The sequence below is a fragment of the Vulcanococcus sp. genome (genome assembly GCF_044369115.1).
Taxonomy (GTDB): Bacteria; Cyanobacteriota; Cyanobacteriia; order PCC-6307; family Cyanobiaceae; genus Vulcanococcus.
In genome coordinates this window covers 1-14,109 of record NZ_JBIPMN010000274.1, presented here as the reverse complement: position 1 = coordinate 14,109, position 14,109 = coordinate 1, and the positions used below count along the sequence as shown (strand labels likewise).

The following is a 14,109-nucleotide window of genomic DNA, read 5'->3' as shown; positions in this document are numbered from 1 at the left end:
CGGACCAGCGGAGCTGCGCCGGCGAGTGATGCGGGTGGAGGCGTTTAAAAGCGAGCCGTTTAACGACATCTCAAACCTATAAAGAACGGACCTATGCGCTGTGTTCTGCGTTGCCGAACAATCAGGCACGGCGCGGGCGTGATCAACGCCGCGCCGCAGTGCCCAGACCCTAACGGCCTGGGGCGGTTTCACCGGGCTCAAGCGCCAGGCTGATGCAATTTGGCAGCCAAGGCCGCCGAATCAGTACGGCAATCCAGCCAGGGGCGCGGATCCCGCTGATCCAGGCTCCACCTGGCCGAGCAACCAGGCCTGGTGCCCCTGGCGCTCACACACCTGCAGGACCGCCTCCACAGCCTGCTCCGGCACCACAAGGCAGTACCCAACCCCAAGGTTGAAGGTGTTCCAGAGATCGGCCTCCGGCACCTCACCGTTCTCCTGCAACCAACGGAACAGCAACGGGCGCTCCCAGCTGCCGGGATCCAGGCGGGCATGCAGGCCTTCGGGCAGCGCCCGAGGCAGGTTTTCCGGCAGACCGCCGCCGGTGATGTGGGCCATGCCATGCAGCTCCACCTCAGCGGCAAGCAGCGCCTGCACCAGCGACGCATAAAGAACAGTGGGCTTCAGCAAGGCATCGAGCACGCCCGGGCCGCCGGGGCTGAGGCAGGTTTCCGGGGTCACGCCGCGCAGCTCAAGGATCCGGCGCACCAGGCTGAAACCATTGCTGTGCACCCCGCTGCTGGCTACAGCCACGATGCGATCGCCCGCCTGCACCCGCGCCGGCTCGATCAACTCGTCTTCTTCCACCACAGCCACGCAGAACCCCGCCAGGTCGTAACGCCCGGGGCCGTAGAAGCCCGGCATCTCGGCGGTTTCACCGCCGAGCAAGGCACAGCCGCTCTGGCGGCAGCCATCGGCAATGCCCTCCACCACCTCGGCCATCGCCTCTGGGGTGAGCTTGCCGGTGGCGATGTAGTCGAGAAAAAACAGGGGCTGGGCGCCACTGGTGATCACATCGTTCACGCACATCGCCACCAGATCGATGCCAACGCCGTGATGGCGCCCATGGGCCTGAGCCAGCTCGAGCTTGGTGCCCACGCCGTCGGTGCCCGACACCAGCAGCGGCTTGCGCATGCCCTGGGGCAGGCGACAGAGCCCGCCAAAACCACCCAGACCGCCCAGCACCTCAGGCCGGCGCGTGGACTCCACGCTTGAGCGGATGCGCTCCACGAAGGCTCGCCCGGCCTCCACGTCAACGCCGGCTGTGCGGTAGTCCATCCCTGCAACCACTCACGGGTTCTTTGATCCTGCCCCGCCAGGGGGCGCCGCCACCAGCCAATCCGCAACCGCTCGCAGGATTGGCACACAGTTCAATCAGCCCCGCTTATCGAGGTGATGAGCGGCCGTGATCAAAGCGCCCCTCGGCAACCCATCAGATCCCTGCGATAGCCCTCAATTCGGGATTTGATCGCAAATGCTGATCAATCAAACGCTCGCGATTGCAGACCAAATCCACCACGCACTGCCAGTAACTTTGCGTCGTCGTCAATTCCCGATAGGAACTCCGTCAGCACATCGGATCAGAAATGCCTCGCAATTCGCGATGGCCACTGTCTGAAATCCGCTCTTGAAGCTGATGGGCCACACCTTCTTTCAGTGGCTGCTGCGTGACCGCGGCGAGTTTCGCTTGTTATGCGTCGCTTCTGTCTCCTAGGTGGCTCGGCCCTGTTGCTCTCCGGCAGCACCGGTCTCCCCCCGGCCTTCGCCACCACCGGCCGCGTTGCTGCTGAAACCAGCAGCCCCTCGCTTGAACTGGCGATCCGCAGCGTGGAACCCAGCCTCGAGTCGGCCGATCCCTCAGACGAGCTTCAGATCAAACCTGCCGCTCCCGCGCTCCCTATTGCCACCCCCCCGCAGCAGCCACGGGTGAAATCGGTGAGTCAGGGTCAGGCCAGCTGGTACGGCCCCGGTTTCTTCGGGAACCGCACCGCCAGTGGTGAAGTGCTCCGGCCCGGCACCCTCACCGCCGCACACCGCACCCTGCCCTTCGGCACGCAGGTGCGCGTGACCAACATGGGCAACGGCCGCAGCGCCATCGTGCGCATCAACGATCGCGGCCCCTTCCATGGCAACCGGGTGATCGACCTGGCCCATGGCGCTGCCAACAACCTGGGCCTGATCTCGAGCGGGATCGCCAACGTGAAGCTGGAAGTGCTCCAGCCCTGATTGCCCCACAACGGGCATCTCTTCAGCCCACTGGCCGATCGGCCGGTGGGCTTTTTGCTGGCCCGGTAGGGTCGCACCAAGCTGCAAGATCCCGTGCGCCTGCTGCGCCGCTGCACTGATCTGGAGGCCTGGCTCCGAAGCTGCGGAGCGGCGCCCCTGCATTTCGTGCCCACGATGGGAGCCCTCCACCCTGGGCACCAGAGCCTGATCGCGCGGGCAGGCCGCCTGCAGGTGGGGGTGCGGCCGCAGGTGCTGGTGAGCGTGTTCGTGAACCCGCTGCAATTCGGCGCCAACGAGGATTTCGGCCGCTACCCCCGCCAGCTCGAGCGGGATGCCGAGCTGGCCGAGGCCGCTGGCGCCGATGCCCTGTTCGCCCCCAGCGTGGAGGAGCTCTACCCGGCCGGCGAGGGCGAACTCACGCGAATCCAACCGCCCGAATCCCTACAGGCGGGCCTGTGCGGCCGGCACCGCCCTGGCCACTTCAACGGCGTGGCCACGGTGGTGGCACGGCTGCTGGGGTTGATCCGGCCCGATCAGCTCCTGCTGGGCGAAAAGGATTGGCAACAGCTGGTGATCCTGCAGCGGATGGCTGCGGATCTGGGCCTGCCAGTACAGGTGGTGGGCTGCCCCACCCTGCGGGAGAGCGACGGCCTGGCGCTGAGCTCACGCAACAGCTACCTCAGCCCGGCACAGCGCCAGCAGGCCAGCGCGCTGCCCCAGGCGCTGCAGGCTGCCGCCGCCTCCCCGCTGCCCCCTGGCAGCGCTCTGGCCCCCGCCCTGACGCAGGTGCAACAGCAGCTGGAGCAGGCCGGCCTGGTGCTCGACTATGTAGAAGCGGTATGCCCCCGCAGCCTGCAGCCCCGCAGCAGCCTCTCGGGCCTCACCCTCTTGGCTGCCGCCGCCCACTGCGGCCCCAGCCGCCTGATCGACCACGTTTTTCTGATGAGCCGAGCCCCGATCGTTGCCATCGACGGCCCCGCCGGAGCCGGCAAAAGCACGGTGACCCGCGCCTTTGCCGAGCGGCTGGGGCTGATCTATCTCGACACCGGCGCCATGTACCGGGCCGTGACCTGGCTGGTGCAGCAGAGCGGTGTGGATCCTGCCGATAGCGCCGCGGTTGCTCCGCTGCTGGCTGATCTGGATCTGCAGCTGAGCACAGCTGCTGCTGGCAGCCAGCGGGTGTTGGTGAACGGCCACGATGTGACCGAGGCGATCCGCTCACCGGAGGTGACGGCGCAGGTGTCGGTGGTGGCTGCCCACGGCTGCGTGCGCGAAGCCCTCACCCGCCAGCAGCAGGCCATGGGCGAGCGCGGCGGCTTGGTGGCGGAAGGACGCGACATTGGCACCGCTGTGTTTCCGGACGCCGAACTCAAGGTGTTTCTCACCGCCACCACGGCGGAGCGGGCCCGGCGGCGGGCCCTGGATCTGGAGCAACGGGGATTCCCTCTGCCGGGCCTGCAGGAGCTGGAGGCCCAGATCGCCGAGCGCGACCACCTCGATTCCACCCGTGACGTGGCCCCGCTCACCCAGGCGGCTGATGCCGTGGAGCTGATCACCGATGGCCTCAGCATCGAGGCGGTGATTGATCAGCTGGTGCTGCTCTTCCGCGAGCGCGTTCCCCACGATGCCTGGCCGGAGCCAGGGGCTTAAAGGCCCCGGCCGCTGTCCTGAAGCAGGCTTTCGAGCAGGCCGGTACAGGCATCGTCGAGCAGATCGAGCACATGCTCAAAGCCCTGCTCGCCGCCGTAATACGGATCGGGAACGTGCGTGGCGCTGTGCTGGCGGCAGTAGCTGGTCATCGGCTCAACCCGAGCCAGCCCCGGGCGGTTGCCGAGCTCCCGCGCCAGGGCCTTCACGTTGCGGAGGTTGTCGTCATCCATGGTGAGGATGCGATCGAAGCTTGTGAAATCAGCCAGCTCGATCTGACGGGCGCGGCTGGGCAGATGAATGCCGCGTCGCTCAGCGGCCCCTCGCATGCGGCGATCGGCTGGGTTGCCCACATGCCAGCCGCCAGTGCCAGCGCTATCCACCACAAACTGATCCTCCAGGCCCTCGCGAGCGATCAGGTGCAGGAACACCCCCTCCGCCGCTGGTGAGCGGCAGATATTGCCCAGGCAAACAAACAACACGTGCTGCAAGGCCATAGCCAACCCCTAGTCGCTGAGGCAACAGGAGCCCTAAAGCAACGCCAGCGGCAAGTTAACTCCAGGCACGCCCCAGGTCCAGGTTGCTGCCGGCCTCCGCACTCGACAGGGTTGAAGCGCGGGGCCAGCAATGGTTCGCAACGGGCCTCTTCCAAACGAGGAGGCAGCCCTTAGCTTGTGGAGATTGCCGCCCCCTTGGATCAGAACCCATGTCCGCCAACCTGGCTCTGCAGCTGCGTGAGGGCACCAAGAAGGCCCACACCATGGCCGAAAACACTGGCTTCGTCAGCTGTTTCCTCAAAGGGGTTGTGGACAAGGCCAGCTACCGCACCCTGGTGGCCGACCTCTTCTTCGTTTACTCCGCCATGGAAGAGGAGATTGGGCGCCTTAGGGCCACAGGCCACCCTGTGGTGGGCCCCGTGGGCTTCCCGGAACTCAACCGCCGCGACAGCCTGGAGCAGGATCTCTCCTATTATTTCGGTGACAACTGGCGCCAAGCCGTGAGGCCCACGCCCGCCGCCCAGGCGTACGTGGCCCGTCTTCACCAGTTGGCGCAGGAGGCCCCTGAGCTACTGGTAGGGCACCACTACACCCGCTACATCGGCGATCTCTCCGGTGGCCAGATCCTCAAGAACATCGCTCAGAAAGCCATGGGCCTCGGCGAGCACGATGGCCTGCGCTTTTACGAGTTCGACGCCATTCCCAACGAGAAGAGCTTCAAAACTAACTACCGCGCCACCCTCGACAGCCTGCCGATCGATCAGTCCATGGCCGATCGGATCGTGGAGGAAGCGAACCACGCCTTTCACCTCAACATGAAGATGTTCCAAGAGCTGGAAGGCAATCTGATCGCCGCCATCGGCAAGGTGCTGTTTGGCTTCCTCACGCGCCGCCAGCGCGCCGGCAGCACGGAGGCGGTGGCCGCCTGAGGCTGAGCGGCGGAACAACAAGCCGCTTCAAGCCCAGAGTCAGTCCTCGAGGCGGGTCACCTTGACCCGCTGGGTCACCGCTCTGCAGTTGCCATTGGGTCGAGCACACCAACTTTAAACGTGGCCTGAAACCACCAGGTGAATCCATCGTCGCTGCGCCGATTCACCTGGAAGCTGGACACCCCCCGCTCGTGGAAGGCGAATTGCAATGCATCGCCGCTGCAGCCTGTAGAACGCTGCACCAGGGTCATCAGACCCGAGGTTTCGATGCCGTAGATAGGGATGGGCCGCAGATGGCAATGGACGATGGCAAGGATGGCGAGCGAGGATCGGCATCTGGATGCCACGGCGCTGGGCAGCAGCCCGCATCTGCCGATCGGCGAGGTTGCCCACATGCCAGCCGCCAGTGCCGGCGCTGTAGACCACAAAGCGGTCCTCCAGTCCGGCTTGGGCGGATCAGGTGCAGAAAGCCCCCTTCAGCGGCCGGAGAGCGGCAAATGTTGCCGAGGCAGATAAAAAGCATTCGTTGTTCAGCCATGGGGACCTCCAGAGTGATCAATGCGATGCAGAGCCAAGGCTGAACGCCTTTGAACCACGACAGGCGTGAGCGGATCCGATCCAGCGGCCAGGCCAGCCAGCGCATGTCTGAGGGCTTCAAAGCTCAGGACCGAAATCCGTTCGGCTTGCTTCAGCGCCAACCCTTCTAGACCGACAACGACGGCATAGCGAACGATCCATTCTCCGTCCCCACAGGCCAATAGCAACGCCTGCAAGCACCTCTCGACCAAGCCCGAGGCCTGCTCGTCAGGCAGGGATCTCAGATCAAGGCGTCCGAGGCCAGACGCCGCAGCGCGCCGAACGGAAGGTCCAATATCCGTCGCCAAGGCCCGCTCGAGCACCTCAAGACCACGGGGATCAGCAATCCCGGCGAGGGCACGAACCGACCATGCCCGAGCGCCATAGTTGTTAGTACCCAGCGAAGCAAGAATCGGCTCCACAGCAGGTTCTCCAATAGCAATCAGACCATCAACCGCTGCTACTGCCGCACCTGGATTGTTGAAACCAAGGATTTCCAACAAACAGGCTGTTGCCGAGGGATGCTTCGCTGCAGCCAAGTGCTCAACGGCACTTAAGAGAGCCTCCGCAGAATCAGCCGATTGCACATTGGCAATCCGTTGTTCAACGGAGGTTTGGGAGTTCATGTCGTCAGGCACCATCTAGAGCAACCCATCCATCACGTCGAAAATCTCCTCATCAAGACCGTCACTCGGAGCCGACTCAACCAACCCCCTTAAGGCAATGAGTTTGAGGCTGTTTTCAGCCAGGGTGGCAGCAATCGCCTGAGCCGCGGGACGCCAACCCGTCGCTCCGAGGTCCATCAATGCAGCGCGCCTGACCTGCAACTGGGGATGCAACAACAGGGTCTTCAGTCGCTCACCCCAGCGGGGCTCTTGGGTGAGTTGAAGCAGTGATCGGCACGCCGAACATTGAACGACAGGACGCTCATGAGCCAAGAACGACTGCAGAACTCCTATAACCTCCTCATCTGAGGGCCCCAGATCACCGATGGCTTCCAGGAGAGCCTCACAGGGCTCGACCAAATTGGCCGAATCGGAGGCCCGGGCCCCGGCCACGTTCGGGCCCGATCTCAGTCGAGCAACTAGGGCCGGTAGCGCCACCGTGGCCTTCAGTTCACCAAGGGAGCGGGCGGCAGCTTCCCTCAAGCCGTAATCAGGGTCATCCAGTAATTCAAGGAGAACTGGAATTGCCTCACTCGCGGACGGGCCCAACTTTCCCACGGCACGGGTGGCGTTGCGGGCGACGGCGTTCTCCTCCACGCCATCACCGAGCTGGCGCGCCCGCCGCTGACGCATGGCAGCCAGCAACAACGGGAGCGTGTCTGGATGCTGACTGCGATGACGACCCAACCACCAGGCGGCGTAGTACTGAGCAGAGGGGTCATCGGTCGCCCTCAACCGCCGCAAAGCCTCCGCTTCATCGATGGGGTCAGCCATCTCAATGGTTGTGGAGGAGGGAGCCGACATAACCCGCTCTGAAACGCAAGACAAAAAGAAAGACCCCCCGATTGGGGGGTCTTGAAGGCCAATCGTACGCTGATCAGATCAGGGCGTTGATGGCGTAGTCGAAGTAGTTGTTGGCTTCGGTGGCAGCCTCACCGCTCAGACCATGGTTGGCCTTGATGTAGTTCAGAGCTTCGACATACCAGGAGGGGGACAGTTCGAAGGTGCGGTTGATCTCGTCGAGACCAGCAATCAGGTATTCATCCATGGGGCCGGTACCGCCTGCCACGAGGCAGTAGGTCACCATGCGCAGGTAGTAACCGATGTCGCGCGAGCACTTGGACTTGCCTACTTCCGTGGCGGCGTAGGCGGGACCTTGCATTTGGGTAGTGTAGGGGAACTTGGAGTACACAGCCTGGGCTGCGCCGTTCACCAGGGTGTCGGCCTTTGCGGTCAGCGCCTTGGCGGCTTCGAGACCAGCCTTGGCGCGGTTGAAACGGCCGAAAGCGCCTTGGATTTCGGTGTTGCCCAGGAAACGGCCCTGGGAATCAGCAGCGGAAACGGCTTCGGTGAGAGGCGTCTTCATGACGGAAAAAAATAGGGGTGGACGTGAACTGGTGCCGGATCAGGCAACAGCGGAAGCAGCACGGTCGAAGTAGGTGCCGATCTCGCTCATGAGGGCGGTGCAATCACCTTGGGTGATGCCGGCCTTGTCATTGGCGATCGAGATGGCGGCTTCCTTCATCAGGTTCACGCCAGCGGACACGGAAGCGCCGGGGGTGCCCAGGGCCAGGTAGGTCTCACGCAGACCATTCAGGCAGCGGTCTTCCATCACGGAAGCGTCGCCAGTGAAGATCGAGTAGGTGACGTAGCGAAGGATAATCTCCATGTCGCGCAGGCAAGCAGCCATGCGGCGGGAGGTGTAGGCATTGCCGCCAGGAGCAATCAGAGCGGGCTGCTGAGCGAACAGCTGGCGAGCAGCGGCCGACACGATGGTGGAAGCGTTGCTGGTGATGCGGTTGACCGCATCCAGACGCTTGTTGCTGTCGGAAACCATGGCGGCGAGAGCATCAAGCTCGCCAGCGCCGATGAATTGACCCCGGGCATCAGCCTGGGCGACAACCTTGGTGAAGGCGTCGAACATGAGTTAACTCCTTTGGGCTTCGTCTGAGGGATGGGGACTGCAGACACTACGGATGGGTCTGCCGGGAGGCATACCGCATCCCGTCAGGGGGATTGTCGCCACAGCCCAGTGTGCACCCGTCAGGGCGTTCATAATCTTTAACCAGTTCCATTCAAGTAGCCAGTGGCAGCAAGGGATGACAAGTTCTTGAGGTCCCTGCGGTTTTTCCACTGACCGGCCTCGCGCCCCTTACGGTCTTTCCCATCATTAGTGGATAGAACAGGTCATGGCCAAGGTCGGCGTGCTGTTGCTGAACCTCGGCGGGCCTGAGCGCATTCAGGACGTGGGGCCGTTCCTCTACAACTTGTTTGCGGATCCGGAGATCATCCGGTTGCCCAACCCGGCCCTGCAGAAGCCGTTGGCCTGGTTGATCAGCACCCTGCGGGCCGGTAAGTCCCAGGCGGCTTACCGCTCAATCGGCGGCGGTTCACCGCTGCGCCGGATCACCGAGCAGCAGGCGCGCGAGCTGCAGAGCACCCTGCGCCAGCGCGGCATCGAGGCCACCAGCTACGTGGCGATGCGCTACTGGCACCCGTTCACCGAATCGGCCGTGGCCGATATCAAGGCCGACGGCATCGATGAGGTGGTGGTGTTGCCGCTCTACCCCCACTTCTCGATCAGCACCAGCGGCTCGAGCTTCCGGGAACTGCAGCGGCTGCGCCAGGCCGACACGAACTTTGCTCGCCTGCCGATTCGCTGCATCCGCAGCTACTACAACGATCCCGGCTACATCGGCGCCATGGCCGAGCTGATCGCCAAGGAGATCCAGGCCTGCCCCGATCCGGCCAGCGCCCATGTGTTCTTCAGCGCCCACGGGGTGCCCAAGAGCTACGTGGAAGAGGCGGGCGATCCCTACCAAGAGGAGATCCAGGCCTGTGCCGGCCTGATCATCGATCGGCTGGAGCAGCAGCTGGGCTACCGCAACCCCTTCACCCTGGCTTACCAGAGCCGGGTGGGTCCGGTGGAGTGGCTCAAGCCCTACACCGATGACGCGCTCCATGAACTGGGCGAGCAGGGGGTGAAGGATCTGGTGGTGGTGCCGATCAGCTTCGTGAGCGAGCACATCGAAACGCTCGAAGAGATCGACATCGAATACCGGGAGATCGCCACCGAATCCGGCATCACCAACTTCCGCCGCGTGCCCGCCCTCGACACCACGCCGTCCTTCATCGAAGGCCTGGCCAACCTGGTGCAGCACGCCCTTGAGGGGCCTGAGGTGAACCTGGATCAGGCGGCGGCATTGCCCACCAAGGTGAAGCTCTACCCCCAGGACAAGTGGGCCTGGGGCTGGAACAACAGCTCCGAGGTGTGGAACGGTCGCTTGGCAATGCTCGGCTTCTCCGCTTTCCTGCTGGAGCTGCTCAGCGGCCGTGGCCCGCTTCATTCCCTGGGATTGCTCTAAGAGTGTGCGGAAAAAACGCCTGATGAGGCGCGTTTTTCTCTCATGAGCGCTGATCAGGCTCTGTTCGGGCTGGTTTTCAGCGTTTCAGCGGTTCGGAACACCCGATTTCAGACGTTTTATCCCTTTGCGGCGCTCTGATTACTGCTGCTTGGCCACACCTCTGGGCAACCCGCTGATCATGCTGCTGCCATCGCCGGCTTGAGCAGGTTGCCCAGCCGAATCAGGTGGTAGGCGATCACGTGCAGGCCAAATACTGCACTCACCTTGCCTGTGCCGCGCAGCTTGAACTGGCGCAGCCCACCCCACTGTTTGATCCAGCCGAAAACCTTCTCGATACCGCGGCGAGCGTTGATCGACTTGGTGTAGCCCTCCTGGCGGGTGGTGCGCCCATCGATCGCGGAACCACCAGAGCGGGTGGTGTTCTGCGCCACGTGCGCCAAGCCGCCGCATCTCAGCGACAAAGCCTCTGGTGTCGAAGTTCTTGTTTGCACCGCCTGCGTCACCTTGCAATCGACAATCAGGGCATGGCGGTTGTCCATGAGCACGTGCCCCCGGTAGCTGGGCAGTGCTGGGTGGGCATTGGATTTCCGGGTCAGTAAGGCATCGGGATCCGTGCTGGAGCGATGGGTCTTGTTGCTGAGCTTGATGCCGCGGAAATCCCCTTTGGCTCGCTTCTTGCTCGGCTTTGCAGCTCCAAAACCCTCACCAGGGCCTGACGGCGGAGGTGGTGGATCGTCCTCTCCGTCGATCCGCTCCAGCGAGGCATGGGACGCCCAAGCCTGCAGCAAGGTGCCATCCACTGAGAAGTGCTCATCGCTGAGCAATGGTTTGACTTCTGGGGCGGCCATCAATTTCTCCAGAAAGCGACCCATCAACTGGTCGTTGAGGAGCCGCTCGCGGTTCTTGGTGTAGACGAAGTCGGCCGGAGGCCATATGTGGTGGGATGCCAGATCGGGTCATCCGGACTCAGGCCCACAAACCAGCGAAACAGCATGTTGTAGTTGAGCTGCTCCAACAGCAGCCGCTCCGAGCGGATCCCGTAGAACACCTGCAGCAACGAGGCCAGCAGCAGCTGCTCAGGTGGCACCGATGGCCGGCCTTCTGCGGCATACAGCGCGCAGAAGGTGGGATTGAGCCGGTCGAGAGCCTGATCGGCCAGTGTCCGGATCCGCCACAGCGGATGGCTGGCTTGGATCCGCTCCTCGATCGAGCCGTAGGAGAACAGGGAGCCGCTGCGCTCCCGCTGGTCTCCCATCTCAGCTGGGCAGATGACCCATTTCGCAGACGCCAGTGGGTTTTCAGCGAACTCCTAAACGGACTGAGACTCGAGATCGAAGAGAACATCATGGATGTAGGCCTCGGTCCATTCCGAGCCGTAGAAACGGCTGAGCATGCCTCGGGCCGGATCCTTCTCAGCGCGGTAGCGCGTGTAGCGCTTTTGGCCCGCCAGCAACTGCTCTGATCGCTCCGCTGATACTGGGCTTGCGGAAGCCTCCAGCTTGAGATACATCTGGAGATACTCCTGAAAGGCCGGACGAATCACTGCATCGATGAGGGCATCTCCCTCGGCCCCCAGGGGAATCCGCGTCCACAGGAATCCTGGCGAGAAGTAGGGCTGGGCTTCTTCGGGGATTGGTCCTCCGTCAGGCAAGGCCTGCTTCCACCGCTCAAAAATCGTCAGGAGCTCCGGCCAAACCGCTTCGGTATGAAGGCGATCTCCCCGGTCAACCGGCTGAAGATCCAAGGCAAGCAAGTGGCCATTGGGGAGGGTGACCAAATCGGCGCCAAAAAACGGCAGGTCGTAGCACGTCCGTGGATTGATAACGAAGTTGAGCACCGAAGCAGCGCTCCCCGCAGACACACACGCGGCACGGACTTGGCGAAATTTCTCGGTCTGGCAAGCCCAGGTTGCTGTCGCCACAGGCACTGGCTTCGCCTTGGATCCAGTCACCCCCTCACGGCTGAGGAACTGAGGATCAATGGGATAGGGCTCTGGGCCCAGCGGTTGCAGAGCGGCAACCGCTTCATCCAAAAAACACTGCCAACGCCAATCGGGGAGTTGAACAGGGTCAAGGCTGGTCGCCCGTGGTGCCGCAGGAATAGACATCGGATTCAAAGGCGGGCGGGAAAGAGAAACTCACTCAAAAAAGCATCGGCCCATGGCTTGCCGAAATGGCTTGAGAACAGCCCATGGGCGGGGTCCCGCTCGGCGCTGTAGCGGTCGTACTCCAGCTGCAAGTCAGCCACCTCCTCGGCCTTGAGCTGGCTCGCTTCGCTACGGGCGCGATCGTGCATCTGCCAGTAGGCAGCCATGAACCCCTCAAAAGCAGGGGGGAGAGAGGTCTGCGCTTCCTCGGCACCGCCGCGACAGAACAGCAGCCAAGGGGAGAAGTACTGGTTGGGGTCAAAGGAGCGCATGGTCTCCTCGCCACTGAGATCGGGATAGCGATCATGCAGGGCGGTCAATTCCTTGTAATGGCGATGGAGATAGGCCTCTCCTTGCTGCAGGGGCTGGAAATCCAAGACAGCCACCAGCTTTTGGCGGGCACCAAACCACAGCAGGTCCACGCCAAGAATCGGATGGTCCAGGCTGCAGTCCGGGTAGGCGACTGAGTTCAGAACCTGCAGGGTGTCGCCGGCGTCTAGGCGTGTAACGCGCCAACGGCGAAAGCCAGGAACATCCCAGAGCCAGCTGCGAATGGTGCTGCTCTGCTTATCCGACTGCTTGACGGCGAATTGAGGGTCGACCTCCTGCGCCGTGGCACCACGGTCCTGAAGACCGGCGTGCAAATGCTCCAGAAAAGGATCAAACATCACTCTCTCCTGAGGTGGAGTAGCGCAAAGCAAGTGCCTCGGCCTGACGACGGGTCTCAGACAAGTCATCGGCTGACGGGCAGCGGAACTCGGTGCAGTACGTCGTCATGGAGACCCCATCCATGAATTGGACGGAACTCACTCGCATGCGCACCTGATCGGTAACGAACCAGCAGCGTTCAATTCCAACGTTGGTGTCGTAGCGCGTTGTGATGGTCAGCAGGCCATCCGCCGCGAAGCTGTACTCACTCAAGACCGGCTTCTTCTCGACATACCCCTTATCCCTCAGCAAAAAGCCACGGGTGGGATCTGAAGGATTTGGAGCATCGACGAGAACCGCAGCGTAATCCTCTGATCGGCTGCTCTCCTTCAGGTTGCTCTCCCACCAAAAACGAGCGCCTCCAGCTGCCCCGCCGAGGTCAAAGGAGAGGCTCTCGCAGACCTTGGCCGTCACCGGATCCTGCTGATCAAAGGGCTCGATGATCAGGTTCGAATCGGCAAACTCGTCGTCCTGGTGATCCAGGTGGTGGACGGCGCGGCGGGTCATCCATTGGCCACGACTGGCTTGAAAGAAGTCCCGCATCGACATAGGGACGATAAACGAAGCCTCCACGATCAACCCTGGGGCTGGGACAACTGGCTCTGGAGCTGACCCAGCACCTCTTCCAGGCGAGTGAGCTCCGGGTGATCCGCCAGGGTGCGGTCGATCTTGGCTTGGGGCAGCTTCAGCTTTTGCCCCATGGCAATGACGTCCTGGCGCAAACGATCGCGGTAGGCCACGAGCTGCTCGATGGACTCTTGTATGTCCTGGGGGGTTGCGTCCATCTCGAAGCCACTGAACTGGAGTGAAGCTACGAGGGGTCAACCACCACCCACGAGGACGGGGCAAATCTGAAATAAAGATAACGAGAGCAGCCCCCCGGGGGCGGCGAATCCTCGTCAACGACGCGCAAAACGCTTGCAGCGCAACGCCTGAACCCAAAACGAAGACGGTTCATAACGAAGGATTGCGTGTCGACGGTGATTAGCGGGAGCCGACCCCGGATCACCTTTAAGTTCTTTCCGTGCCTTGACCCAGTGGGCCAACGCAAAGTCACCACCGACTTGACTTCATTCCTCTGGAGATCATGCCGGGAGCGGTGAACGACCAACGGATTCCCCGGCGGTTGCGACAACTGCTTTAGGTGACCTCAGCTCCCCCAAAAAAGTCCTGCTCTCTCATGCTCGACGCATTCTCCCGCGCAGTCATTAGCGCCGACGCCAAAACCGCCGCCATCGGCGGTGGCGAAATTGCTGCCCTCAAAGGCTTTATCGCCGAAGGCAACAAGCGCCTCGACGCTGTTAACGCAATCACCTCCAACGCCTCCTGCATCGTCTCCGACGCTGTGACCGG

The 14,109-nt window shown here is 62.7% G+C and carries 15 protein-coding genes and 3 pseudogenes; 5 read left to right on the top strand and 13 right to left on the bottom strand.

Annotated elements, in window-relative coordinates:
• Window positions 1-240 precede the first annotated feature (240 nt).
• A complete protein-coding gene (gene purM / locus ACIQ2E_RS14685) occupies window positions 241-1,275 on the bottom strand; it encodes a phosphoribosylformylglycinamidine cyclo-ligase (RefSeq protein ID WP_398332187.1) in 1,035 nt (344 codons plus the stop codon).
• A 414-nt stretch (window positions 1,276-1,689) separates the two neighbouring features.
• On the opposite strand from purM, the gene ACIQ2E_RS14680 reads away from it, so the two are divergent.
• Both ACIQ2E_RS14680 and ACIQ2E_RS14675 read left to right on the top strand, forming a co-directional pair.
• Entirely contained in the window at window positions 1,690-2,223 is a 534-nt protein-coding gene (locus tag ACIQ2E_RS14680; protein ID WP_398332185.1) for a septal ring lytic transglycosylase RlpA family protein, read from the top strand.
• Between the two features lie 120 nt (window positions 2,224-2,343).
• Window positions 2,344-3,873, top strand: a complete 1,530-nt coding sequence (locus tag ACIQ2E_RS14675) for a bifunctional pantoate--beta-alanine ligase/(d)CMP kinase (protein WP_398332190.1) — start codon at window positions 2,344-2,346, stop codon at window positions 3,871-3,873.
• Here ACIQ2E_RS14675 and ACIQ2E_RS14670 read toward each other — a convergent pair.
• Window positions 3,870-4,367 (bottom strand): low molecular weight protein-tyrosine-phosphatase, encoded by a 498-nt coding sequence (locus ACIQ2E_RS14670; protein WP_398332183.1) that lies wholly within the window; start codon window positions 4,365-4,367, stop codon window positions 3,870-3,872. The two genes, ACIQ2E_RS14675 and ACIQ2E_RS14670, sit on opposite strands and share 4 nt — an antisense overlap.
• A gap of 209 nt (window positions 4,368-4,576) precedes the next feature.
• Here ACIQ2E_RS14670 and ACIQ2E_RS14665 point away from each other — a divergent pair, with 209 nt between their 5' ends.
• Window positions 4,577-5,296, top strand: coding sequence for a heme oxygenase (biliverdin-producing) (locus tag ACIQ2E_RS14665; protein ID WP_296445019.1), 720 nt, complete (start codon window positions 4,577-4,579; stop codon window positions 5,294-5,296).
• Window positions 5,297-5,370: 74 nt separating this feature from the next.
• Here ACIQ2E_RS14665 and ACIQ2E_RS14660 read toward each other — a convergent pair whose 3' ends face one another.
• The 6 genes and pseudogenes from ACIQ2E_RS14660 to ACIQ2E_RS14635 form a co-directional block, all read right to left on the bottom strand.
• Window positions 5,371-5,691, bottom strand: coding sequence for a hypothetical protein (locus ACIQ2E_RS14660; protein WP_398332192.1), 321 nt, complete (start codon window positions 5,689-5,691; stop codon window positions 5,371-5,373).
• A pseudogene (locus ACIQ2E_RS14655) lies at window positions 5,615-5,834 on the bottom strand (low molecular weight phosphotyrosine protein phosphatase); the annotation flags it as partial. The gene ACIQ2E_RS14660 and the pseudogene ACIQ2E_RS14655, both read right to left, overlap by 77 nt.
• Window positions 5,827-6,513, bottom strand: coding sequence for a HEAT repeat domain-containing protein (locus ACIQ2E_RS14650; protein WP_296453735.1), 687 nt, complete (start codon window positions 6,511-6,513; stop codon window positions 5,827-5,829). The gene ACIQ2E_RS14650 and the pseudogene ACIQ2E_RS14655, both read right to left, overlap by 8 nt.
• The gene (locus ACIQ2E_RS14645) at window positions 6,514-7,311 is read right to left on the bottom strand and encodes a HEAT repeat domain-containing protein (protein ID WP_398332178.1); all 798 of its coding nucleotides are present in this window, start codon (window positions 7,309-7,311) and stop codon (window positions 6,514-6,516) included. It abuts the gene before it with no gap.
• Window positions 7,312-7,414: 103 nt separating this feature from the next.
• A complete protein-coding gene (gene cpcA, locus ACIQ2E_RS14640) occupies window positions 7,415-7,903 on the bottom strand; it encodes a phycocyanin subunit alpha (protein WP_296445012.1) in 489 nt (162 codons plus the stop codon).
• Window positions 7,904-7,942: 39 nt separating this feature from the next.
• Window positions 7,943-8,461, bottom strand: a complete 519-nt coding sequence (locus ACIQ2E_RS14635; RefSeq protein ID WP_398332174.1) for a phycocyanin subunit beta — start codon at window positions 8,459-8,461, stop codon at window positions 7,943-7,945.
• Between the two features lie 265 nt (window positions 8,462-8,726).
• On the opposite strand from ACIQ2E_RS14635, the gene hemH reads away from it, so the two are divergent.
• Entirely contained in the window at window positions 8,727-9,902 is a 1,176-nt protein-coding gene (gene hemH / locus ACIQ2E_RS14630) for a ferrochelatase (protein ID WP_296445008.1), read from the top strand.
• Between the two features lie 176 nt (window positions 9,903-10,078).
• Here the strand turns inward: hemH and ACIQ2E_RS14625 are convergent.
• From ACIQ2E_RS14625 to ACIQ2E_RS14605, 5 genes and pseudogenes are all read right to left on the bottom strand, one after another.
• A pseudogene (locus tag ACIQ2E_RS14625) lies at window positions 10,079-11,157 on the bottom strand (transposase).
• A gap of 54 nt (window positions 11,158-11,211) precedes the next feature.
• Entirely contained in the window at window positions 11,212-12,009 is a 798-nt protein-coding gene (locus ACIQ2E_RS14620) for a phycoerythrobilin:ferredoxin oxidoreductase (protein ID WP_296445006.1), read from the bottom strand.
• 5 nt (window positions 12,010-12,014) lie between these two features.
• Window positions 12,015-12,716: a 15,16-dihydrobiliverdin:ferredoxin oxidoreductase gene (locus ACIQ2E_RS14615; protein ID WP_398332169.1), complete on the bottom strand. Its 702-nt coding sequence runs from the start codon at window positions 12,714-12,716 to the stop codon at window positions 12,015-12,017.
• A complete protein-coding gene (locus ACIQ2E_RS14610) occupies window positions 12,709-13,299 on the bottom strand; it encodes a phycobiliprotein lyase (RefSeq protein ID WP_296445105.1) in 591 nt (196 codons plus the stop codon). Before ACIQ2E_RS14610 ends, ACIQ2E_RS14615 begins: the two co-directional genes overlap by 8 nt.
• Before the next feature lie 32 nt (window positions 13,300-13,331).
• A complete protein-coding gene (locus ACIQ2E_RS14605) occupies window positions 13,332-13,541 on the bottom strand; it encodes a hypothetical protein (protein ID WP_296445002.1) in 210 nt (69 codons plus the stop codon).
• A 395-nt stretch (window positions 13,542-13,936) separates the two neighbouring features.
• Here ACIQ2E_RS14605 and ACIQ2E_RS14600 point away from each other — a divergent pair.
• Window positions 13,937-14,109 (top strand): annotated as a pseudogene (locus tag ACIQ2E_RS14600) (bleomycin hydrolase); the annotation flags it as partial.

Bases quoted from the DNA above. Each gene is read 5' to 3' on its own strand.
- ACIQ2E_RS14610 (WP_296445105.1), bottom strand. From the start codon at position 13,299: ATGCGGGACTTCTTTCAAGCCAGTCGTGGCCAATGGATGACCCGCCGC.
- ACIQ2E_RS14665 (WP_296445019.1), top strand. From the start codon at position 4,577: ATGTCCGCCAACCTGGCTCTGCAGCTGCGTGAGGGCACCAAGAAGGCC.
- cpcA (WP_296445012.1), bottom strand. From the start codon at position 7,903: ATGAAGACGCCTCTCACCGAAGCCGTTTCCGCTGCTGATTCCCAGGGC.
- ACIQ2E_RS14650 (WP_296453735.1), bottom strand. From the start codon at position 6,513: ATGGTGCCTGACGACATGAACTCCCAAACCTCCGTTGAACAACGGATT.
- ACIQ2E_RS14615 (WP_398332169.1), bottom strand. From the start codon at position 12,716: ATGTTTGATCCTTTTCTGGAGCATTTGCACGCCGGTCTTCAGGACCGT.
- purM (WP_398332187.1), bottom strand. From the start codon at position 1,275: ATGGACTACCGCACAGCCGGCGTTGACGTGGAGGCCGGGCGAGCCTTC.
- ACIQ2E_RS14645 (WP_398332178.1), bottom strand. From the start codon at position 7,311: ATGGCTGACCCCATCGATGAAGCGGAGGCTTTGCGGCGGTTGAGGGCG.
- ACIQ2E_RS14605 (WP_296445002.1), bottom strand. From the start codon at position 13,541: ATGGACGCAACCCCCCAGGACATACAAGAGTCCATCGAGCAGCTCGTG.
- ACIQ2E_RS14680 (WP_398332185.1), top strand. From the start codon at position 1,690: ATGCGTCGCTTCTGTCTCCTAGGTGGCTCGGCCCTGTTGCTCTCCGGC.
- ACIQ2E_RS14660 (WP_398332192.1), bottom strand. From the start codon at position 5,691: ATGTGGGCAACCTCGCCGATCGGCAGATGCGGGCTGCTGCCCAGCGCC.
- ACIQ2E_RS14635 (WP_398332174.1), bottom strand. From the start codon at position 8,461: ATGTTCGACGCCTTCACCAAGGTTGTCGCCCAGGCTGATGCCCGGGGT.
- hemH (WP_296445008.1), top strand. From the start codon at position 8,727: ATGGCCAAGGTCGGCGTGCTGTTGCTGAACCTCGGCGGGCCTGAGCGC.
- ACIQ2E_RS14620 (WP_296445006.1), bottom strand. From the start codon at position 12,009: ATGTCTATTCCTGCGGCACCACGGGCGACCAGCCTTGACCCTGTTCAA.
- ACIQ2E_RS14670 (WP_398332183.1), bottom strand. From the start codon at position 4,367: ATGGCCTTGCAGCACGTGTTGTTTGTTTGCCTGGGCAATATCTGCCGC.